Genomic DNA, 21,632 nt, shown 5'->3' on the forward strand with positions numbered 1-21,632 from the left:
ACCTTTGGACCAAATTAACCCGGTTCCAAGGGTACAATCTGCTGCGCTCACCCGGCAAGCTGTTCAGGATTCATTCTCCCGCTGACACAGAGAACGCTGTAATCCGCTGCTAAGTTTATCGATTAGCTCAATAAGCGTACGCGCCTGGGAATCAGATAACGCGGCAATATCGCAACGCATTTGCTGGGGGATATTACTTGCCGTGGCCCGCATCTTACGGCCATAAGCGGTAAGGGAGACTATTTTAACCCGCTTATCGTCTTGCGCCTGGGAGACGGTTAAAAAGCCTTTCGAAGTGAGCTTTTTCAGAATTAAACTCATCGCCCCACTATCTATTTGGGTATGTTCCACCAAATCAGAAATAGTTATCCCTTCATTTTCCCATAAGCTCATCAGGACTACATACTGAGGGTAGGTTATATCCAGTTTTGCCAGCAACGGGCGATAAGCCCGGCTAAACGCGTTCGAGACCGTATAAAAACGGTGGCATAACTGATTTTTTAACATTAAATCGTCGTTCATAACAGCTCCGGTTAACTTGCACGACACGACTGACGCAAATAACTTTGCGTGCAAAGTAGTTGTTGGAATGCGCAGTTTGCCGTAAATTGGTTTGCATGCAATGTAATTATAGTTCTTTAAACGAAGGTGGAATAAAAGCATGCAAGCATTACAGCAGATTCTATACAAAGCGAGTGCAACAGCAACAGGCGGAAGAGATGGCAGTGCGCAGTCAGACGATGGCCGCCTGCAAGCCAGGCTTTCTGTACCAGCCGGGCTGGGTGGCGACGATGGCGCGGGTACCAATCCGGAACAACTATTTGCAGCCGGTTATGCAGCCTGCTTTATCGGGGCATTAAAACACGTTGCGGCAGCTCAAAAAATAACACTGGGTAATGATATAAAGGTTTCGGCTGAAGTGGCGATAGGGCCGGTAGAGCAGGGCTTTGCGTTGGCGGTTACCCTACTGGTGGCCTTACCGGACCTGGCCACCAGTCAGGCGCAAAGATTAATCGAAAACGCCCATGAAGTCTGCCCGTATTCCAACGCTACCCGAGGCAATATCGCAGTAGAACTACGCTTAGTATAACACCTGCGCGAGGGCACCCAGGCGGACGGGCGCAGGTTTACACCGGGTATGCTGATTGGCGGTCTGGCACTGCGCTACCAGCTACCCGGGCAAAGCGGACAGGGTTACCCACCAGAGGGCGGGCGGTTTATTTCGCGGTATGTACGGTAAAACCCATGCTACCGGCAAGGGCGTGTAATGGCGCTACAGCTGCTGCTGGTAGTGCCAGCGCCAAGGTGACTTCATGGCTGTAGGACGTAGCTATCAGTTGACCATGATGGCGCTCGATAAAATGACGCAAATATTGCTCATGCTTAAAGTCGCTGCGCACCTGCAATTGCTCCATCACCACCTGATCGACCACAGGCAGGCTTTCAAGAGTCAGTTGAGCGGAAGCCGAATATGCCCTGACTAACCCGCCGGCGCCCAATTTGATACCACCGAAATACCGCACTACTACCAACATTACATCGCCAACCTGATTATGCTGAAGCACATTTAAAATGGGCTTACCGGCCGTACCAGAGGGTTCTCCGTCATCAGCCATAGCGATACCGGTAGGCATGGCGGGTGAGCCAAATAAATAAGCCCAGCAATGGTGCCGGGCATCAGGATAGGCCTGCTTCACGTCCGCTAAAAAGCGCATGGCCTCGTCGCGGTTAGCCGCATGCTGCGCGATACCAATAAATGAACTTTTTTTAATCTCGTGACGGGTCAGGTGTTTTTGCTGGGGGATAAAATACGCCATAAGGGCTAATTATACGCACGTTGGGAGGAATCAGCCATGCTTGTATTGCCACACAATAGCCATTAAAGCGCGAAGATTTACGTAAAAGCAAAAATTGGCGGGCGGCGAAGTACGCTTACGCAGGCCCATATGGTATTGGGTTATTATGCTAACCCTACCAGTGAACCTCTTATCTTAGATAGTTTAATCTCAGATGTGCTTCCTGCGGGCCAGCGTACCGACCTTACGCCGGTATTTAGCTTTAATAGCGAAGGGATATGGTCGCCGGGTGGGGCGGAGTCAGTTGGCTCTCCTACTGCCCGGTTATCCCGTTGGCGCAATCTGTTACAAAAACTCACTGCAGAAGGCATTGCATTAGGACAAGCGTAAGCAACATTGGCTTTGCGGCGGCCGCATTGCACAAACCGGAGAAGGCTTGCCAGGCCATTAACCGCTAAACAGGCATAAAAAAAGCGACCTTTCGGTCGCTTTGTAAATTACACCTTAAGGGTTTATTTCAGATCAAAGCGATCGGCGGTCATCACTTTAGTCCATACATCGATAAAGTCTTTAACGAACATATCGTTAGCATCTTTAGCTGCATAAACCTCTGCCACAGCACGTAGCTCAGAGTTGGAACCGAAAATCAGATCTACCGGTGTGGCAGTCCATTTCTGTTTACCAGACTGACGGTCTACACCGTTATAAATACCTTCTTCGCCCTCTGCTTTTTCCCACTTGGTAGACATATCCAGCAAGTTAGTGAAAAAGGCATTGTTAAGCTGGCCCGGCGTTTGGGTTAACACACCATGCTCGCTGCCCTGATAATTAGCATCAAGCGCTCGCATACCACCTAACAACACAGTCATTTCCGGAACGCCTAAACCTAGCAGATCAGCCCGCTCTACCAGCATTTGCGTAGGCCCTTTCCAGGCGTCATCAGAGTAATAGTTTCTGAAGGCGTCGGCTTTTGGCTCAAGCCACTTGAATGACCCAACATCTGTCATTTCCTGGCTAGCATCATTGCGGCCCGGCTTAAAGGGTACGGTAACCTTATGGCCAGCATCTGCTGCCGCTTTTTCAATGGCTGCGGCCCCTGCCAACACGATAGTATCGGCCAGAGAAATCTGTGTTTCACCCGCATTCTTGTTAAAGCTTTGCTGAATGTTTTCCAGCTTACTCAGTACCTTATCCAGTTCTTTGGGATTGTTAACCGGCCATTCATTCTGTGGTGCCAGGCGTACGCGCGCACCATTAGCGCCACCTCGCATATCGGTGTCCCGATAGCTTGCCGCAGAGGCCCAGGCGGTTCTCACCAATTCAGGTACGGTTAAACCAGAATCCAGAATTTGCTTTTTAAGTTTGCTAATATCGCTATCGCTGACTAACTGGTAATCCACTTCAGGAATAGCATCTTGCCACTGCAGTATTTCTTCAGGGACTTCATCACCCAAGTAACGGGCACGCGGGCCCAGGTCGCGGTGGTTAAGTTTAAACCAGGCCTTTGCGAAAGCCAGCTCAAAGTCTTCCGGGTTATCTTTAAAACGCATCGCAATTTTACGAAACGCCGGATCTTCCTTCATAGCGATGTCGGTGGTGAACATGATGGGTGCATGTCGTTTGCCTTCAATATGGGCATCAGGCACCATATTTTTAGCTGACTCTGCATCAGGAACCCACTGTGTAGCGCCCGCTGGGCTTTTAGTTTTCACCCAGTTAAAGTTAAACAAGTTTTCCAGATAGTTGGTAGTCCACTGGGTAGGTGTAACCGTCCAGGCACCTTCCAGACCACTGGTCATGGTGTCTTCAGCGTTACCTTTACCGCACTTGTTTTTCCAACCCATGCCCTGGTCTTCAATATCAGCGGCAGCAGGCTCTTTACCCAGGCAGTCTGCTTTTTTCGCGCCATGCGCTTTACCAAAAGTATGACCTCCGGCAATCAGCGCAACAATTTCCTCATCGTTCATGGCCATACGACCAAAAGAATGACGGATATCTTTTGCTGCAGCAATAGGGTCAGGGTTACCGTGCGGGCCTTCCGGGTTAACATAAATCAAGCCCATTTCTACTGCCGCTAATGGGCCTTTTAATTTACCCTTTTTGTCGCGCCGATCGTCTGTCAGCATCTTGCTTTCCGGACCCCAGTAAACCAGATCAGGTTCCCAGTCGTCTTCGCGTCCGCCGGCATAGCCAAAGGTTTTAAAGCCCATATCTTCCAACGCCACGTTACCCGTCAGCGCCATCAAGTCAGCCCACGAAATATCCCGGCCATATTTTTGTTTGATGGGCCACAGTAGCCGCCGAGCTTTATCCAGGTTAGCGTTATCAGGCCAGCTGTTAAGCGGGTCAAAGCGCTGTTGACCACCGCCTGCACCGCCACGGCCATCGACTACACGGTAGGTACCGGCTGCGTGCCAGGCCATCCGAATGAAAAACGGACCATAGTGACCATAGTCGGCCGGCCACCAATCCTGAGAGGTGGTCAATACTTTGCGGATATCTGATTTAACCGCTTGCAAATCAAGCGTTTCAAAGGCTTCTGCATAATCAAATTGTTCGCCATAGGGGTTAGAACCAACCCCCTGGGCACGTAACGGAGAGAGGTCCAGTTGTTCTGGCCACCAAAACGAGTTGCTGCGCACCTCGTCTGTAACCGTAGGCGCGGCCACTGAAGGGGCTAGGGGTGAAAGTGCCAGGCTTACCGCAGCCGCAACACTTAATGCACGTTTCAACATTTTATTCTTCCTCTGACAATATTTTGTCGTTTCAACAAGCTTTATTAGCTTAGTAAGAATCGGTTAAAAATGACAAAGAAGAAAATAAGTAAATTAGATTATCCTAATCGAATTTGTTAACAGAACATGACAAAAAATAACCAGCCCTTTAGTTCCGCCCCCTAAAAGAACTTATTTGAGCTCGTCTGCAATCTTCTGTTTGAGGGCGGCAATCGCCTGATGACGGCCCTTGTCGGCAAGTGGCCGAGCGGGGCGGGCAGGTGCATGGCTGGCTTGCTCTAAATAAGATAAAGCGTCTTCGTACTCTCCTTCATCGTATAAGTATTCAGCATAAAAATAATTGGGGTCAATTCCTGCCGGGTTCAACTCAAGGGCCTGTAAAAACAATTTTTCAGCCTTACTATCGCTGCCAAAACTGATGGGCCAGCCAGGCACTTTGTGATAAAGCGTTGCCAGGCTAGATAACGCTGTGCCTTCTAGCACGCCTTCATCAATGGCAATGGCCTGTTCAAAATGGTTTTTCGCCCGTTCCGCGTAGTTCAGGGCGTCCATCCCGCCAATCGCGCGGGCTGCACTGGCTTGCACAATGGCTAGCCAGGTTAGTCCGGCGGCGTCCTCAGGATGTTGCTCCACATAGTGTACTGCGTCACTTTCCAGGGCTTTAAAAGCGCTAATCTGCTGCGCATTATTTTCACTTTGGTAGTTTATTTTTGCCCATTGTTGCTGAATCGACAAAACATCTGGGTTTGCCTGGCTCAGGCTGGATCCGGCTAAAAACAGACTACCTACCACAACTTTGGCTAATAACTGCATGGGCTATCCTTATAAAATTAATTTTGTAAACGACTATACACACAGTCAAACTTAAAAAGTTAGCCGATTGGGTAAAGTGATACAACAGATTTAGAGCAAGCCGGTTTGCGCGAGCATTTTTTGATATGCGCCACAGGCGGCGCCGCGTACCGGCGCATCTTCAGGCATATGACTTTGCAATACTGGCAGGGGGCGCAGTAAGTAACCACTGATAGCCTCTTTTACCCGGTCAAATACAGCCGGAAACTCGCTCAGTGGCCCGGTTAATACCAAAGCATCAGGATTCACCACGATACTGGCAGTAGCGATAACTTTGCCAATATGCGCAATCGCGCGGTCGCGCTGTGCATTGGCTTCATGCAGCCCGGGGTTGTTAGCCGCGGCTGCCGTCACATAATCCTGCAAATTAATATGCTCTTCTACCGGCACATATCCTAGTTCTCCGGCCAGGCCAGCCCCTCCACGAATCAGGTGGCCCTCAAGGTAAATACCCGCGCCGATTCCTTTCCCTAAATACACACAGATGAAGTTGCGCTGGCCTTGCATGGCGCCGTAAGTTACCTCGGCCAAGGCCGCCCAGTTTACGTCGTTATCGATAACTACCGGGCAGCCCAAACGCCCGCCAAAGTAGTCTTTTAATGATACCTCGCAAATGGCCCCGAAGGGGAGCAGTGGCAAACGCACAGCTTGGCAGGACTCCGGGTCTACCGGCGCTGCCACCGAAATACCCATGGCTTTCACCGGCAGGTTGATACGTTCAATGAGTGGCGTTAACAGTGCCAACAATTGATCGGGTAAAGCGTGCGGCTGGTTCAGATCCGGGCACGGAAAAACCCGTTGTTCAAGCCAGGTATCGGCAAGGCTTTTTATCGCCACATGCACAGACTCGCCATCCACGGCGATAGCCAGGATCACGCCATAATGAGGGGCAATTTCATAGATCACCCCCGCACGACCCTGACCCGTAGTACGCCGATCTGTGGGGCAAACCAACCCCGCAGCCACCAGGCGTTCGGTGGCCCCCGACACCGTCGGGCGGGTAATTCCGGTATGCGCGGCAATAGCAGCGCGGCTCATTGCGCCATTGCGACGCAAGGCATCAAACACCTGATAAGTGCTGGCCTGGGCTACATGCGAAAAGTGGTGCGACTTAGCCATTTTTTGCGGCCTTATCCACTCCAAGGGGGAGCGGGTTGACGTGCTTGTCTATACGGCTATGGTTCCAGATAAAGCAGGATCTGCTATTACCATTGGAGGGTGTATTCAGCATGTCCATTTGCCCGCCCTGTGTAATGAATGCGACATAAGTAGCGGCTGATTCTAAAACGATAAATTTACTTATTCCACTACTTTGTTAACATTCTTTACAAAGTGCTTGCAATTAATTTTGCTGCGCGTTATAACTCAATCGTTACATTTGGTTAACAGTGCCTTGGCAGGCAAAGTCAAACATGTCGGGACAACATATTTGACAGACACGAGTGATGTGGCGTCATCGTATTCGCTGACTTTTAGAAGGTGAGTAACCCTGGTATTAACCGGTTTAAAAGATCTCGGCTATGGCGGTGGCAGACGCGTTTTTAGGAAGCACGTGTAAAACTCAACTGGAAACCAAAAACTATGTTTACTAAATCAAAAATATCTGCAGCAGTAACAGGCGCAATTTATGCGGTTGTAGCGGCACAGGCCATGGCACAAGAGCCTGAAGTAGAACAAATTGAAGTCAGAGGTGTACGCGGTAGTTTATCGCAAAGCATGAATGTTAAACGCCAGTCATCTGGCGTGGTTGATGCTATCTCTGCTGAAGATATGGGTAAATTCCCTGATACCAACCTGGCCGAATCACTGCAACGTATTACCGGCGTATCTATCAACCGGGTAAACGGTGAAGGCTCAGAAGTTACCGTACGTGGCTTTGGCGGTAACTTTAACCTTATCACCTTGAATGGCCGCCAAATGCCGGCAGCTAATGTGTCATCAATTACCGGTAACCCGCTTGACCAAGGCTCTACCGGCACAACCCGTTCATTTGATTTCTCTAACCTGGCCTCTGAAGGCGTAAGCGGTATTGAAGTTTATAAAACCGGTAAAGCGTCAATCCCTTCCGGCGGCATTGGTGCAACTATCAATATCAATACGTTAAAGCCATTATCCCAGGGTGAAAACCGCGCTTCTATTGGCGCAAAAGCGATGCGTGATGAAAGCGGTGACGGTATTACACCAGAAGTCAGTGGGGTAACGAACTGGAGCAATGAAGAGCATACCTTTGGGGTCTCGTTGTTTGGTTCTTATCAGGAGCGTGATTCTGGTAGCCGTACTATGAGTGTAGAACGTTACGATTTGGAAACCTGGGGTCCAGATGCGCTGGAAACTGTGGGCATGCAAAACGCCAACATAGTTAATGCACCTGAAGATGGCACTTTGGTAGCCATTCCTTCTAACTTGGGCTTAGGGACCAATGCCGATAACCGTGAACGTATTAACGGCATGCTGACGCTGCAATACGCGCCTTCTGACACACTTACCCTAACCGCTGATGCAGCGTATGCCCGAAATGAAATGGAATCAAACTCACTGATTGACGGTATCTGGTTTGCCCGTCAGTTCACTGATGTGGAGTTTGATGGGAACCCCGTGGTTGCGACCCCGGTGTATCTGACTGAAGATATTGAAGGTGGTAAAGACTTCTTCTTCCAGAACCTGATTATGGGCACCAAAGATGAACTGAAATCTTTTGGTTTTAACGCTGATTGGTGGGTAAATGACTCGCTTAACTTAAAGTTTGACGTTGCCACCTCAAAAGCGACCAGTGGTGGTAATGCACCTTACGGTAAAAACTCTTTACGTTTTAACGTTGCTGGTGCTACCGCAGGTTGGCAAACCGCTGACTTTACACGCTCCATTCCGCAAGCCAGTATAGTAATCGATGATAGCCTTAAAGGTAATAATAATGGCATTTTTGATCTAGCGGATGTGGGTACCCAGGTTGCGCAGGCGACTGAGTCTTCCCAGGAGTCTAATGTAGAGCAATTTCAATTCTCAGGTAAATGGGATAAAGGCGCAGACCTGGTTATTGATTTCGGGATAGGCTATCTGGCAACTGAAATGGAACAAAACCGATTGGCTACCCAAGCGACGCTGGGCGGTTGGGGTATTGATAACCCGGGTGACGTACCAGAAGGCTTGTTAGAGGTTACCTGTACCGCGTGTAATTTTGAAGACCATGCAATGACAGGTGTTGAAGGCGCAGATGCTAATGCACAGCCTGCCGGTTCGAACACTATTGCCTTAGGTAGCGTATCGTTTAAAGGCAACGCCGTTGAACTGTTAGAAGCAATTGCACCTACCTATGGTTTTACACCAGGCGCACTACCGGCCACCGGGTCGGATAACAATACGGTTGAAGAAGATATCTTTGCCGCCTATGCCCAGGTGACAATGGACGGCGAAGTAGGTGGCATGCCACTGAATGTCGTCGTGGGTGCGCGGTATGAAAAAACGGATGTTACTTCTACCGCCAGCCAGCGAGTGCCGACCGATATTGTGTGGTTGTCTGACAATGACTACAATTTGGTGTTAGGTAACGATGTAGTGCAATTAAGCGCAGACCATAGCTATGAAAACTTCCTGCCTAATATTGATTTGTCGTTAAGCATTACTGACGATATTAAAGCACGGGCGTCTTATAGTGTGACCTTGGCTCGTCCGGCTTATGACCAGTTGTATTCGGCCACCAGTGTAAACGTGCCTAACCGCCCCACCTATCTTGGCGGCGCGGCATCGGGCAACGCCGGTAACGCGCGTCTGGATCCATTGGAATCCAATAACTTCGATTTATCGTTAGAGTGGTACTACGGCGAATCAAGCATGGTTTCAATAGGCTATTACCGTAAAGATGTAGACAACTTTGTGGGTACCCAGCAGGTGGCAGAGCCTTTGTTTGGCTTGCTTGATGCCAACTCCGGCCAGGCAGGTACACTATCTGGCGATGCTGTTGAAGCATTGAACGCGCAGGGCGTGACTATCACCGAGCGTAACTTCTTTACGATGGCAGCGATTCTAAACAATCCAGATGATTTCCCCGGCGGTGCATCAGAGTTTGATGAATCACAGGCTTTTGCTGATGATGTATTTAGTACTTACGACATTATGGCCCAGGCCGGCGATCCTGAGTTCCAGTTTGAGCTAACCCGACCAATCAATAACCAAAGTGCACGTATTTCAGGTTATGAAATGGCGTGGCAGCATTTCTTTGGCGAAAGCGGGTTTGGTTACCAGGCTAACTTCACTATTGTAGATGGTGATATTGGTTATGATGTGGCCTCAGATCCAACGGTTGATCAGTTCGCCCTGGAAGGCTTAAGCGACAGTGCTAACCTGGTACTGATTTACGAAAAAGAAGGATTGTCTGCGCGGATAGCGTATAACTGGCGCGATGCTTTCCTGGACGAAGTTAACCGCTCGGTTTCATCTGTACGTAATCCGCTGTTTGTAGATGAATATGAGCAAATAGACATCAACGTAAGCTACGATTTCACCGAAGACTTCACCATGAGTCTGGATGTTATCAACCTGACTGAAGAAGGACAGCGTCAGTACGGTCGTACGTACAACAATGTGTTCTTTGTGCAGGAGCTGGACCGTCGCTATGTACTTAGCGCCCGTTACAACTTCTAAGTAACACTGCTTGTGTTGCCCTTACAGTCTACACCAGGCTGTAGGGGCAATGTTTTCTTGCAATACATTGATCTTCTTGTAGTAATACAGTTTTATTATAACTGAACACAGCTTTTTTATAATTGCTTGTGGCCCGCCCTCGGGCTAGGATGCCACAAAAGGTCAAGATTAAATCTGGCATACCCATGAAAACCACCACTGTATTAAACAACGTTGACCACAAAGATTTAAAAATAAATCTTCATCTCACCGCAATGGCCGACTGCAAGGTAAATCGTACGTTGGCTTATACACCGGAAATTCAGGACCTGCACAAAGAGTTCCCCCTATTGTTTTATCGCGACCCAGCGACACAGACGATACAGCTGCATGCTATTTTGGGGCTCGATAAAAACGAAAATCTTTTTATAGATGATACGGGCTGGCAAAGCCGATTTGTACCCGCTCAACTGGCTTGCGGTCCATTTAGTATTGCTTATCATCAACAAGATGACAGTGCCCAGGCAAAACCCTTTTTATGCTTTGACGAGCAGGATGAAAGAGTGAGTAACACCACCGGCGAGTCGGTATTTTTACCTATGGGTGGAGAGAGTGCATATTTGCAGCATGTAAAAAAGGCGCTTCAGGTTATCGAAACCGGCGCCCAGTACGACAACACATTATTTACGTTGGCGCAGGAGATGGATTTGCTTGAACCGGTATCGGTGCAGATAAAACTGTCAGACGACCACCAGGTGAATTTTAATGATTACCTGAGTATCAATGAGCAAGCATTGGCCAACCTCAGTGGTGATGCATTGGCCCGGCTTAATCAATACGGTACTCTAAGCCTGTTGTTTTTTATCCTTTCTTCCATGAGCAATTTTCAACAGCTGATTGACCGCAAATCTGCTCAGGCAGCCACGCTATAACCGGAGCCTGATATCCCTGTGAAATCTTCTGATACATTGCTGGTGCTGGACAATATCACACCAGATACCATTCCATTCGATACTCTGTTTGCCGCGGGTAAACCTGTGTTTATGCCAGGGCTGGTCAAACAGTGGCCGTTAGTTCAGGCGGCTGACGGCGCAAACGATGAGGTCATGCAGCAATTAGCGTTGCATGATAGCCAGCAACCCTTTTTGTGTTATCGCGGTGCCCCAGAAATCAATGCCAGGTTTGGTTATAACGAGCAGGCTACCGGGTTCAATTTCAACAGCTACCGGACCAATTTCGCCCAGGTACTTGAAGCGATACGCAGTGAACGTTCGAGCGCAGAACATGATTACCTGTATGTAAACTCACTCAAACTTAACGACGGTTTTCCGGGCCTGGCCGCCACGCATTCACTTAACTTTGATCATCCTGAATTTATCGGTAATCAGCCCGTAGCTAAAATCTGGCTGGGGACCGAGTCGGTCGCGGCGGCCCATTTTGACCAACCTAAAAATCTCGCGTGCTGCGTGGCTGGGCGTCGCCGCTTTACCCTGTTTGCGCCCGAGCAAGTCAAAAATTTGTACCCAGGACCTTTGCATCCCACGCCGGGCGGCCAAATGGTAACAATGGCCAACCTGGATGAGCCTGATTTTGTCCGGCACCCGCGAATAGCTGAGGCACTAAAGGCGGCTGTAGTGGTGGAAATGGAGCCGGGCGATGCGCTGTACTACCCGGCAATGTGGTGGCACGAAGTGGCCGCGCTTGATCGGTTTAATGTAATGATTAACTTTTGGTGGATGACCGGGCAGGCGCATCAAGGGAACCCGATGGATGCCATGTTACACGCCATGATGAGCCTGCGCGATAAGCCTGAAGCAGAAAAGCAAGCCTGGCGCGACCTGTTCGACTACTATGTATTTGGTAATCCAGCTAACGTGACCGAACATCTGCCGGCCGCCAGCCATGGCCCGCTGGGCGAAATGAACGACATCAATGCACGCCGAATGCGCGCTATGTTATTAAAAAATTTAAACCGGTAACTGTTTTATGACTCCTCATCCTAATGAACAAAAATGTGCTGTGGTTATTGCTGGTGGCGGCACGGCAGGCTGGCTGACGGCGTTTAGCCTGGTCTCCCGGCTAGGGCCGTTGCTCGACATCACATTAATTGAGTCGGATGCGATAGGCACGGTAGGCGTTGGCGAGGCCACAATACCCACCATGCGCACATTTCATCGGTTATTAGGGATAGATGAAAAAGAGTTTATGGCGCAAACCCAGGCAACCTTTAAGTTGGGTATTCAGTTTGATAACTGGGCCAATCAGGGCGATCGCTATATTCACTCGTTTGGCGAAATTGGCCAGCGGTCGTGGATGGCGGAGTTTCATGAATTCTGGCTGGAGGCCAAGGCCCAGGGATTTGGCGGGGAGTTATCTGATTACTGTCTGGAGTTGCAGGCAGCCCAGGCGCAGAAGTTTTGTCTAGAGGTCGATAAACGGCCGGTTAATTATGCTTATCATCTCAATGCTACTGCTTATGCCGCATACTTGCGTAAAAAAGCCGAAGGGGCTGGGGTTAAACGCATTGAAGGAAAAATAGCCCATACCGCATTAGATGCGGTATCTGGTAACATTGAGGCGGTACAGTTAGAAGGTGGCCGACTGGTTGAAGGCGACTTCTTTATTGACTGTACGGGTTTTCACGGCCTACTAATAGGTAAAGCGTTAGGTGTTGGCTATGAAGACTGGAGCCACTGGCTGGCAGCAGACCGGGCTGTGGCCGTGCAAACAGAGCTCACGAGTGCGCCCGTCCCTTATACCAAATCCATCGCTCATCCGGCAGGCTGGCAGTGGCAAATTCCGTTACAGCACCGAATGGGTAATGGGCTGGTTTACAGCAGTCGCTTTATGGATGCCCAACAGGCGCAAGATGTGCTGTTGGACAATCTTCCGGGAGCACCGGTAGCAGACGTACGGCATTTGGCATTTAAAACCGGCCGCCGGCACAAAGCGTGGCATAAAAACTGTGTCGCCATAGGTTTGTCCAGCGGTTTTCTTGAGCCGCTGGAATCTACCAGTATCCACCTGATCACTACCGCGATATTGCGTTTAATGAAACTCTTCCCATTTGGCAACGAATATACTCAGCAAGCGGCGCGTTTTAATGCAGAAACCTCGTTTGAAGTTGAAGCGGTACGAGATTTTATCATTTTGCATTATCACGCCACCCAACGTACCGACAGTGATTTCTGGAACTTCTATCGCATGCTGGATATACCGGACTCGTTACGCCATCGTATGCAGTTGTTTAGCGAAAATGCCTATGTATGGCCAGATGAAGTCGGCTTATTCAGAACCGATTCGTGGGTGCAGGTAATGCTGGGGCAGGGGTTATATCCCAAACAACATCACGGCGCCGGGCGGCTACTTGACCAGCATGGTTTAGAACAGCAGTTAGCTAATATCCGTCAGGCTATCCAGAAAATGGTAACTAAAATGCCTCAGCATCATGATTTTATTACCCAATACTGTGCTACCGACGGCTGGGAACGATAAACTTATCCGCGGTGGTTTGCTATCGCCCTCCACCCTCGTATGACGCTGCTCAATGGCTGTGCAAGATAATCTCTGTGCGGCCCAGGCACTGCCGATAACCAAGCCGAGGCCTATATTATTTATAGCGGTTTAAACGGCTTGGTACTATTCTAGCGACGCAATATTCCCGGCCCAGAGGTAATGTCAGGGGCGGGGGATTGGCTAATACGCCATTTCATTTAATAGCCTGCGACAAAATGTCGCATTGTGCGCCAGTAAAAGATGATACAAGCTTGCCGCCACTATGTATAAGCTACCCGGGTTACAGGATAGCTATGGTTGAGTATTCTGGTAGTACATAATGGGTTGGTATCATTGAAGTTAAACAAGTGGCTTAGACGTGTTCATCTATGGGCTGGACTTTTGCTCGGTATACCAGTAGTGGTGCTGAGCCTGAGCGGGGCGGCGCTGGTATTTTATAATGAGCTGGACGGCGCGCTTAATCTTCCTGCGACCCCGGCTTGCGACTCCTGTTCTCCTCCTCAGCTTATTGCGCCTCGCTACGATAGGGCGCTACATACCCTGCGCCAAACGTATCCTGACCTGAACGGGCCGTGGCGTGTTGAAGCTTCTGAACGCGGCCGTGTTATTGCAGCACGCTATTACCATCCCCCAGCCACCCAGGGCGAATATTTCGCGCCGTTAATGGTATGGCTTAGTGCTGATGGTAGCGCCGTGGTGCGGCAGGAATACTGGGGGCACTATCTTATGACCTGGCTTTATAACCTGCATTTTTCACTTTTATCTGGCGCTACCGGACTGGTAGTGGTTGGGATGATAGGGGTGGGCGCCACTTTGCTTCTGCTTAGTGGCCTGCTTGCGTGGTGGCCGCGGCCCGGGCAGTGGCGGCGTGCGCTGGCGTTTAAGCGGCGTCCAGCTTTGGTAGGGCAACTGTACGACTGGCATAAAGTTACCGGCCTGGTAATGGTTATTCCCCTTGTATTGCTATGCGTTACAGGAGCTATGCTGGCATTGCCAAAACAAACCAGTTGGGTGTTGTCGCAGGGCTTTGGGCCCGTAAACACACCACAACCCCTGCTCGGCCAGAATGCTGGCGGCGCCAAAGCTGATACGGTGCCTCCTGCGGTAGCACTGGAGCAGGCGCGCAGCCATTATCCCACTGCCACGCTGGCGTGGATTGAGACCCCTGCTGTCACCGGCACACCAGACTATTATCGGTTCCGGCTTTCTCAACAAGGCGACCCCTCGCGGCGCTTTCCTCACACGTTTGTTTATATCAGCGCAGCGGATGGCACTCTTCTATACAGTTATGATTTTCATAAACAAAACCATGCTACCACCATCGTTAACTGGCTTCACGCGCTGCACGACGGTACGTATTTTGGGCTGGCAGGCAGAATATTCTATGTGCTTGCGGGCATGGCTATGACGATACTGTTTATATTGGGAGCTATACGCTATTACTGGCGAACCTGCTACAAAAGAAGAGGGGAGGGTAGCGCCCGTCACAATACAATGCCCTGAGACTGAGCGGGAACAGGAGTAAAGCAAAGACGAAGGTGAATGCTCGTAAGAAGGGATTGTACAAATAGCGCCATCAAGCCATGTTAGCAACCGGCCTCCCCCCAGGCCCAGGGCCCAAATAAGCCTGCCTCTGCCTATTCCAGGGCTTTTTAAAATAGACTAAGGGGGAGTTATGCCGGACATTGAACCGGGTGGGGGATAGCCGTTCCGGCCCAAGTATTTACGTGTATCTGCTTAGGCTGACATTCTGGAGGTGCGGTGCGCCCTTGTTAGTAGACGGATTAGCAGTATGGCCAACTACCGTTATGCTTGCCCGGACTATGGTTATGATTGCGGCTATGATTGCGACTATGATTGTGGCTATGACTATGACGGAGATATGGGGGCTAGATGAATCCACACTGCTTCCCACGGGAGCTAATCAGACGATGGCCGGAAGGACACTGACAGCTCACCGCCTCATTGTTATTACAAGGTTATGGGACGAGGGGTTTTTGCTTTGACTGAAGGTAAGCTGGCAAACCGAGTGCCCGGTGAAGCTTACATGAGCAAATGTGAGCTGAATTGCAATGCTTTTGCATAGGAACCACCGCACCCCTCTGACTTTTGTTGGTGCGTGGGGGAGGGCTGCTTATTAATTGGCTTGCTGAAAAGTTTATAGGCATAAAGGTAAGGTATAGAGGATCGCCATAGAGGGTACCCAGAGGGGCGCGCTCGCATGCTAAAGGCAGCAGGAGACAGCTGAACAAGCAGTGCACTGCTTCTATACGCGCTTATCATGGTTGCCTGCTACTGAGCTTTCTCGTAAAAAAGCGGCCATGGTTAAAATAAATCGAGCACTATCGGCATGAAAGTCATAACGTTGCGGCGCGGACGCTCATGGGCACGGCAAAACGGCGTGTCAGCAAAAAATTGCCATGCTGTGGTATGCAGAAACTTTTAAGGCATGCCTGTAGCGTTACTTTCTTTCCATCGCAATCTACAGGCGTAATCACCAAAAAACCGGTGTTAAGCGCTAAAACGTATCCTTACAGAATCCGGCCTGTTACTGTTTTGCGGTAACTAAACCCAGTAGCTAATTCTTGTGGGTTGGCTTTGTAGCTAGCCCCATTGCTAGCAAAATGCCGCTACCGCAGATGACTGATTATAGAGCACAGCGTACGTAATCTAGAGTCGGTTGACCTCAATGGTAATATGGTCAGCCTCTACGGCGTCTTTGAGCAGCGCCTTGTATTCGTCTGCGGTACTTTGGGTGCTGGTTGCGATAGCCATTTGAACGCTTAAATGATTCCCCGACAGTTTCCAGCAATGCAAATCAGTAACCACAGACCGATTATCCTGCTCTATTGACGCTCGAATTTTGTCACTAAGCGTTTTAGACGGCGCTTTATCAAGCAATATTCCACTGCTGTCGCGAATTAACCCATAAGCCCATTTACCAATAACCACTGAGCCTACAATCCCCATCAGCGCATCTGCCCACAACCAGTTGAAGTACATGCCGGCCACCAAAGCAATAATTGCCAGCAAACTGGTAAGGGTGTCTGCCAGCACATGAAAATAGGCCGCCTTAAGGTTATGATCATGCTGATGATGGTCATGGTCATGGTCATGGTCGCAGGCATGATGATGGTCGAGGTCTTCATGCGCTCCGTGGCTATGATGATGAGAATCATGCAAAACCACCGCGGAGATCACATTGACACCCAAACCAATTACAGCCACCCAGATAGCTTCTGAAAAATGAATCGCCTGGGGGGCGAAAAGCCGCTCCACCGACTCCACTACCATCATTAAAGCAACGGTACCAAGGGCCACTGCGCTGGCAAATGCGCCAAGGGTATTCACCTTACCTGTGCCAAAACTATAGGCAGGATTGTGCTGATGGCGTTTAGCAAACCAATACACAAACATTGAAATAGCAAAGGCCGCCGAATGAGTAAACATATGCCATCCGTCTGCCAGTAATGCCATGGAGCCAAACCAGGTGCCGCCGACAATTTCCACCACCATTGTGACGGTGGTCAGGGCAAAAACAATATTCACTTTCTTTTCTGATTTCTGCGTATCGAGCACAAAATTGTGTTCGTGGCCCCACTTGTTTTTAACGGTCGTATGCATGGTAATTGTTTGCCTGACGGAATTTTTTATATACTATACCCCAGTATAGTAATTTGACGCAACGGGGATAAAGATGGCTCATTTGATAGCGCACAAGGCGGCGTTACAAACGCGGGTAAGAAAAATTCAGGGGCAGGCTGGGGCGCTGGATAAACTGCTGGAACAGAATACCGATTGCCTTAAAGTACTTCAGCAAGTAGCCGCAATTAAAGGTGCGGTGAATGGGCTGATGAAGCAGGTTTTAGAAGATCATATTCGCGAGCATATTGGTAGCAGAACCCTGACCCATGAAGAGCGGGACACAGAAGTTGACGCATTGATCACTATCTTAAACAGTTACCTTAAGTAACCCGCTAGGCTTACAGGGTGATAGCAAAATAAATGCAGTATGCTATATTTAGCGCCCAAACAAGACATATAGCGACCGGTATTTTAGTGTTCAATAGTAGGCGTTGGGTAATTTTCTGGATGGTGCTTAGTGTGGTGGTATCGGCTTTTAGTACCGCTACCCATGCTGCTATGCATAGCCAAAATTTACCCTCAACAGAAACGCTGCAAACACATAATACGATGTTGCTGTCAGCCAATGATATGGGCGGTCACTCGCAGGCCGATACGCAATCGTGTTGTAAAGTGCATTGCCAGTGTCCGGCGCAAACTTGCCATTCGGTTTTCCTAACGGCGATAAGCTCTGTTTTGTTTGATTCCCCCGTGGTTCGCGAACGGTCCTTTTCGTTACGGGCAGGACAGCGCGCAGCGTTTGAAGATCAGCCCTTTCGCCCCCCCATTTTCCCTTCATTATTTGCTTGATACTGGTTTGTTAACCAATTTTTTAGATGATCAGGTGACTAACATTTAACCGTTGGTACATGGTCTCGATATAGCAATTTTGGGATAAATTATGACAATGTCTGAACCGCACAGTCGTCGACGATTTTTGCGCGGCGCGCTTTGCAGCGCCTCTGCGCTAGCGCTGGCCCGCGTGGCTCCTACATGGGCCGCACCGCTTGGTAAAGCTTATAAAGATGCCACCGTTGAGGGGAATAATATTACCTTATCCGTAGCGGGCGCGCGTTTACCGTTAGGGGGCCGGCTAGGAAACATGATTACTATCAATGGCCAGATGCCAGGGCCGCTTATCCGGCTCAAAGAAGGCCAGGTAGCAAAGCTAAATGTTATCAATCGGCTTAAAACCGATACTTCCATTCATTGGCATGGAATGATTTTACCTTATCAAATGGATGGGGTACCGGGCTTGTCGTTTGGCGGCATAGCGCCTGGTAGCAACTTCAACTATGAGTTTGAGGTAAACCAAAATGGTAGCTATTGGTACCACAGTCATTCTGGTCTGCAAGAACAGCAGGGCCACTTGGGGCCACTGATTATTGAGCCCGCCGATGGCGATATTGGTGCTGACCGGGAACACACTATCCTGCTATCAGATTGGACGTTTGAAGATCCTCACACAGTATATCGGCACCTTAAGGTAGCCGAAGGTTATTACAATTACCAGCAGCGCACGATATTTGACACGTTAAAAGAAGTTGAGCAGCAAGGGCTGGCCGCTACCTGGCAAGCGCGGGCTATGTGGGGGCAGATGCGCATGAGCCCGCGGGATCTGGCCGATGTTACCGGCAGCACCTATACCTATTTATGCAACGGTAGAACGCCTGACGATAATTGGCAGGGCCTATTTAAACCTGGCGAAAAAGTGCGTCTGCGGATAATAAATGGTTCAGCTATGAGCTATTTTGACTTACGTATCCCTGGCCTTGAAATGCTGGTGGTAGCGGCCGATGGGCAGCCCGTTAAACCGGTACGGGTAGATGAATTCAGGATTGCTACTGCCGAAAGCTATGATGTGATTGTACAGCCCCAGGCGCACCGGGCTTATACTCTGTTTGCTGAAAGTTTTGACCGTAGTGGCTATGCCCGGGGCACCCTTACCCCCGAGTTGGGTATGGCTGCTGAGATACCGGCGCAACGTGAAATAAGCGAGCGGGGAATGGATGCTATGGGCATGAGCCACGACATGCCGATGAAGCATGATATGCCTATGGGGCACGACATGTCTAAGGGACACGACATGTCAGGCGGGCATCACGAGGAGGGCGGACACGGTATGTCAGGCGGCCATCACGAGCAGAGCGGGCACGCTATGTCCGGCGACGCCACGCACTCTACCCACGCCGAGCATGGTGGCACTACTACCCATGGCGCTAGTGCGAAGCTGCACAGTGCAATGGGAGCAGGTCATGCGCAGCATGCAACTCAACCGTCTTTGCCTATCAATGACATAGCCATCAAACACACTGCTGACGGCCATGGCAAAGGGGCGGGAATGATAGCGGATAACCCAGTATCGCGGTTGAGCGAACCGGGTATCGGGCTGGAAAATGCACCGCACCGGGTGCTGGTTTATGCAGACTTACAAGGCGCGCATCCCTGGCCTGATGAACGGGAGCCTGAACGTCAGATTGAACTGCATCTTACCGGCAATATGGAGCGGTATATGTGGTCTTTTGATGGTAAAAAGTTTACCGAAGTGGATGGTCCAATACACTTTAACTATCAAGAGCGGCTTCGGCTTGTGCTGGTTAATGACACCATGATGGATCATCCCATTCATTTACACGGCATGTGGATGGAGTTGGAAAATGGCCAGTATCCGCGGCCGCGTAAACATACCATCAGCGTTAAGCCAAACGAGAAAGTGTCGCTGTTAATCAGTGCCGATGCCCCAGGGCAGTGGGCGTTTCACTGCCACCTTTTGTACCATATGGAAGCAGGCATGTTTCGCGTGGTTGAAGTGGCTTAGGAGAATAACAATGAATAAGTGGATACGGTCTCTCGCCACGGCAACTATCAGCCTGGCGTGGATGACACCTTTTACGGCGGCAGCAGCAGAAGAAAGCTGGCCACTGCCTCACGGTAGCTATACTACCGGTAAGTTAATGGCTGACCGCCTGGAAGCGGTTCGCACTGAAAACCAACAGCATAAGGCAGTGTGGGATCTACAAGGCTGGTACGGTGGAGACTATCACCGGGTGATGGTTAAAACCGAGGGCGAAAATACCCAGAACGATGGCGCGGCTAGCGAAATAGACCGGGCCGAGGTGCTGTATGATTACCTTATTAGCACATTTTGGTCACTGCAAGCAGGCGCCGGTTTAAAGGGGACGCTATCATCCGACGGGCAGCGGGAACATTACGTTGCAATAGGCGCCCAGGGCCTGGCCCCCTATTGGTTTGAAGTCGATAACACAATATTGATAAACGAGTCTGGCGGGCTGCAGTGGATAAGCGAAACCGAATATGACTGGGTATTAAGCCAGCGCAGCTTTTTACAACCGCGGATGGAATTAAGCATCAACCTTAACGATGATGAACGGTTTGCCAGACAGGCTGGTTTCAATCGCTTACGTATAGGTATCCGGTATCGGTATGAATTACACCGTAAAATAGCGCCATATGTAGGAGTTTACTGGGATAGCTGGTTAGGCGCCAACCGCCAGCAAGCTAGACTGGAAAGGGAGCCCACCCAGGAGACCGCCGTTGTTGCCGGGTTACGCATCTGGTTTTAAAAAGGGTTACCAGCTTTCAAAAGAATTACTCTGAAAGCTGGTTTAGCTGCCACGGCTGGTTAAGCCAATATCATCATCAATATCGCACCTACTATCATGAACAGATTTTCTGACAATGATACAAAGCCTAACGGCACGTTACTGTCGCCCCCCACACAGGCGCATTTTAGTTCTCGCTTATCAATGTAGACGGCTTTAAACACGGACATGGCGCCCACCACCCCAATAAAGAGCGAAAAGGGGGCCACTAACCATGCTGAGAAGCCGGCTACCATGCCAATACCTGCGTAGGCTTCCACAAAGGGATACACATAGGCATAACGCAGATGACGCATAGCCAGCAGGTCATAGGTGATAAACATGTTGGTGAAACTATGTAAATCCTGTAATTTTTGAACGGCCAGCAAAATCATTGCAAAGCCGATAAACAGCATCAGGGTGTGCAAAGAGAAAACCTCACCTCCAAGCGCCATGGCTAATGCTGCCACAGCCGATACGCTAAAGATCGCAATAACCGGGGTATATGTGGTGCCTGTTTGGCCAGCTTCCCCTTTGCCAAAGAAGTCACGTAAGTCATCGTAACCGCCAACCCGCTTATCATCGATAAATGTCTGGGGAGTGGTTTCTACGTTATGCTGCTGCTTGAATTCGTCCGTTTGTTGCCGGGTGGTAAGATGATTATCCTCTACCTCGTAACCTTCGCGTTCCAATAAATCCTTAGAACGTAAACCAAAGGGACAAATGTGTTCATCGGTAACCATTCGATATAACACGGCTTGCTTACTCATTGTACTCTCCTAATGTCGATTAACATTTGGGGTAGCTTTATACTTAAAATGACAGTATTTCCCCCCACGATTGGGCATACGCTAAAGGGTAGCAAGAGCTGTTCCGAACGCGGCGAAGTC

17 protein-coding genes and 1 pseudogene are annotated in these 21,632 nt (G+C 49.8%); 11 read left to right on the top strand and 7 right to left on the bottom strand.

Features of this window, described 5'->3' with window-relative positions; genetic code table 11:
* Positions 1 to 63: 63 nt before the first annotated feature.
* Positions 64 to 522, bottom strand: coding sequence for a MarR family winged helix-turn-helix transcriptional regulator (locus tag D0Y50_RS03655; protein WP_117315555.1), 459 nt, complete (start codon positions 520 to 522; stop codon positions 64 to 66).
* A gap of 139 nt (positions 523 to 661) precedes the next feature.
* Here D0Y50_RS03655 and D0Y50_RS03660 point away from each other — a divergent pair, with 139 nt between their 5' ends.
* The gene (locus tag D0Y50_RS03660; RefSeq protein ID WP_108568162.1) at positions 662 to 1,090 is read left to right on the top strand and encodes an organic hydroperoxide resistance protein; all 429 of its coding nucleotides are present in this window, start codon (positions 662 to 664) and stop codon (positions 1,088 to 1,090) included.
* 127 nt (positions 1,091 to 1,217) lie between these two features.
* On the opposite strand, the gene D0Y50_RS03665 is transcribed toward D0Y50_RS03660, so the two are convergent.
* A complete protein-coding gene (locus tag D0Y50_RS03665; protein WP_117315557.1) occupies positions 1,218 to 1,817 on the bottom strand; it encodes a YigZ family protein in 600 nt (199 codons plus the stop codon).
* A gap of 75 nt (positions 1,818 to 1,892) precedes the next feature.
* Between D0Y50_RS03665 and D0Y50_RS03670 the strand changes: the two are divergent.
* A pseudogene (locus D0Y50_RS03670) lies at positions 1,893 to 2,186 on the top strand (transglutaminase-like cysteine peptidase); the annotation flags it as partial.
* A 122-nt stretch (positions 2,187 to 2,308) separates the two neighbouring features.
* On the opposite strand, the gene katG reads toward D0Y50_RS03670, so the two are convergent.
* The 3 genes from katG to D0Y50_RS03685 all read right to left on the bottom strand — a co-directional run bounded on the left by katG (position 2,309) and on the right by D0Y50_RS03685 (position 6,502).
* On the bottom strand, positions 2,309 to 4,531 hold the full coding sequence (katG, locus tag D0Y50_RS03675; protein WP_117315561.1) for a catalase/peroxidase HPI: 2,223 nt from the start codon (positions 4,529 to 4,531) through the stop codon (positions 2,309 to 2,311).
* 171 nt (positions 4,532 to 4,702) lie between these two features.
* On the bottom strand, positions 4,703 to 5,344 hold the full coding sequence (locus D0Y50_RS03680) for a tetratricopeptide repeat protein (RefSeq protein WP_117315564.1): 642 nt from the start codon (positions 5,342 to 5,344) through the stop codon (positions 4,703 to 4,705).
* Positions 5,345 to 5,434: 90 nt separating this feature from the next.
* Positions 5,435 to 6,502, bottom strand: a complete 1,068-nt coding sequence (locus D0Y50_RS03685; RefSeq protein ID WP_108568166.1) for an ROK family transcriptional regulator — start codon at positions 6,500 to 6,502, stop codon at positions 5,435 to 5,437.
* A 462-nt stretch (positions 6,503 to 6,964) separates the two neighbouring features.
* On the opposite strand from D0Y50_RS03685, the gene D0Y50_RS03690 reads away from it, so the two are divergent.
* The 5 genes from D0Y50_RS03690 to D0Y50_RS03710 all read left to right on the top strand — a co-directional run bounded on the left by D0Y50_RS03690 (position 6,965) and on the right by D0Y50_RS03710 (position 15,019).
* Positions 6,965 to 10,021: a TonB-dependent receptor gene (locus tag D0Y50_RS03690; protein ID WP_117315566.1), complete on the top strand. Its 3,057-nt coding sequence runs from the start codon at positions 6,965 to 6,967 to the stop codon at positions 10,019 to 10,021.
* 185 nt (positions 10,022 to 10,206) lie between these two features.
* The gene (locus D0Y50_RS03695) at positions 10,207 to 10,932 is read left to right on the top strand and encodes a SapC family protein (protein WP_117315568.1); all 726 of its coding nucleotides are present in this window, start codon (positions 10,207 to 10,209) and stop codon (positions 10,930 to 10,932) included.
* Between the two features lie 18 nt (positions 10,933 to 10,950).
* Positions 10,951 to 11,979, top strand: coding sequence for a cupin-like domain-containing protein (locus D0Y50_RS03700; RefSeq protein WP_117315570.1), 1,029 nt, complete (start codon positions 10,951 to 10,953; stop codon positions 11,977 to 11,979).
* A gap of 7 nt (positions 11,980 to 11,986) precedes the next feature.
* Positions 11,987 to 13,495: a tryptophan halogenase family protein gene (locus D0Y50_RS03705; protein ID WP_117315572.1), complete on the top strand. Its 1,509-nt coding sequence runs from the start codon at positions 11,987 to 11,989 to the stop codon at positions 13,493 to 13,495.
* A 402-nt stretch (positions 13,496 to 13,897) separates the two neighbouring features.
* The gene (locus D0Y50_RS03710) at positions 13,898 to 15,019 is read left to right on the top strand and encodes a PepSY-associated TM helix domain-containing protein (protein WP_232366447.1); all 1,122 of its coding nucleotides are present in this window, start codon (positions 13,898 to 13,900) and stop codon (positions 15,017 to 15,019) included.
* Positions 15,020 to 16,186: 1,167 nt separating this feature from the next.
* On the opposite strand, the gene dmeF is transcribed toward D0Y50_RS03710, so the two are convergent.
* Complete coding sequence (gene dmeF, locus D0Y50_RS03720) at positions 16,187 to 17,140, bottom strand: CDF family Co(II)/Ni(II) efflux transporter DmeF (RefSeq protein ID WP_117315576.1); 954 nt, start codon at positions 17,138 to 17,140, stop codon at positions 16,187 to 16,189.
* Positions 17,141 to 17,213: 73 nt separating this feature from the next.
* Between dmeF and D0Y50_RS03725 the strand changes: the two genes are divergently transcribed.
* The 4 genes from D0Y50_RS03725 (at position 17,214) to D0Y50_RS03740 (ending at position 20,724) form a co-directional block, all read left to right on the top strand.
* A complete protein-coding gene (locus D0Y50_RS03725; RefSeq protein WP_108568174.1) occupies positions 17,214 to 17,489 on the top strand; it encodes a metal/formaldehyde-sensitive transcriptional repressor in 276 nt (91 codons plus the stop codon).
* Positions 17,490 to 17,521: 32 nt separating this feature from the next.
* The gene (locus D0Y50_RS03730) at positions 17,522 to 17,950 is read left to right on the top strand and encodes a hypothetical protein (protein ID WP_117315578.1); all 429 of its coding nucleotides are present in this window, start codon (positions 17,522 to 17,524) and stop codon (positions 17,948 to 17,950) included.
* A gap of 91 nt (positions 17,951 to 18,041) precedes the next feature.
* Positions 18,042 to 19,958 (top strand): copper resistance system multicopper oxidase, encoded by a 1,917-nt coding sequence (locus D0Y50_RS03735; RefSeq protein ID WP_117315580.1) that lies wholly within the window; start codon positions 18,042 to 18,044, stop codon positions 19,956 to 19,958.
* Between the two features lie 10 nt (positions 19,959 to 19,968).
* Entirely contained in the window at positions 19,969 to 20,724 is a 756-nt protein-coding gene (locus tag D0Y50_RS03740) for a copper resistance protein B (protein WP_232366448.1), read from the top strand.
* A 59-nt stretch (positions 20,725 to 20,783) separates the two neighbouring features.
* On the opposite strand, the gene D0Y50_RS03745 is transcribed toward D0Y50_RS03740, so the two are convergent.
* Complete coding sequence (locus D0Y50_RS03745; protein WP_117315582.1) at positions 20,784 to 21,512, bottom strand: MauE/DoxX family redox-associated membrane protein; 729 nt, start codon at positions 21,510 to 21,512, stop codon at positions 20,784 to 20,786.
* Between the last annotated feature and the right edge of the window lie 120 nt (positions 21,513 to 21,632).

The sequence above is a fragment of the Salinimonas sediminis genome (genome assembly GCF_003429285.1).
GTDB lineage: Bacteria > Pseudomonadota > Gammaproteobacteria > Enterobacterales > Alteromonadaceae > Alteromonas > Alteromonas indica.

Coding starts and splice junctions, on each gene's coding strand:
- D0Y50_RS03655 (WP_117315555.1), bottom strand. CDS start 522: ATGAACGACGATTTAATGTTAAAAAATCAGTTATGCCACCGTTTTTAT.
- D0Y50_RS03745 (WP_117315582.1), bottom strand. CDS start 21,512: ATGAGTAAGCAAGCCGTGTTATATCGAATGGTTACCGATGAACACATT.
- D0Y50_RS03685 (WP_108568166.1), bottom strand. CDS start 6,502: ATGGCTAAGTCGCACCACTTTTCGCATGTAGCCCAGGCCAGCACTTAT.
- D0Y50_RS03705 (WP_117315572.1), top strand. CDS start 11,987: ATGACTCCTCATCCTAATGAACAAAAATGTGCTGTGGTTATTGCTGGT.
- D0Y50_RS03730 (WP_117315578.1), top strand. CDS start 17,522: ATGCAGTATGCTATATTTAGCGCCCAAACAAGACATATAGCGACCGGT.
- D0Y50_RS03660 (WP_108568162.1), top strand. CDS start 662: ATGCAAGCATTACAGCAGATTCTATACAAAGCGAGTGCAACAGCAACA.
- D0Y50_RS03735 (WP_117315580.1), top strand. CDS start 18,042: ATGACAATGTCTGAACCGCACAGTCGTCGACGATTTTTGCGCGGCGCG.
- D0Y50_RS03740 (WP_232366448.1), top strand. CDS start 19,969: ATGAATAAGTGGATACGGTCTCTCGCCACGGCAACTATCAGCCTGGCG.
- D0Y50_RS03690 (WP_117315566.1), top strand. CDS start 6,965: ATGTTTACTAAATCAAAAATATCTGCAGCAGTAACAGGCGCAATTTAT.
- dmeF (WP_117315576.1), bottom strand. CDS start 17,140: ATGCATACGACCGTTAAAAACAAGTGGGGCCACGAACACAATTTTGTG.
- D0Y50_RS03680 (WP_117315564.1), bottom strand. CDS start 5,344: ATGCAGTTATTAGCCAAAGTTGTGGTAGGTAGTCTGTTTTTAGCCGGA.
- D0Y50_RS03695 (WP_117315568.1), top strand. CDS start 10,207: ATGAAAACCACCACTGTATTAAACAACGTTGACCACAAAGATTTAAAA.
- D0Y50_RS03665 (WP_117315557.1), bottom strand. CDS start 1,817: ATGGCGTATTTTATCCCCCAGCAAAAACACCTGACCCGTCACGAGATT.
- katG (WP_117315561.1), bottom strand. CDS start 4,531: ATGTTGAAACGTGCATTAAGTGTTGCGGCTGCGGTAAGCCTGGCACTT.
- D0Y50_RS03725 (WP_108568174.1), top strand. CDS start 17,214: ATGGCTCATTTGATAGCGCACAAGGCGGCGTTACAAACGCGGGTAAGA.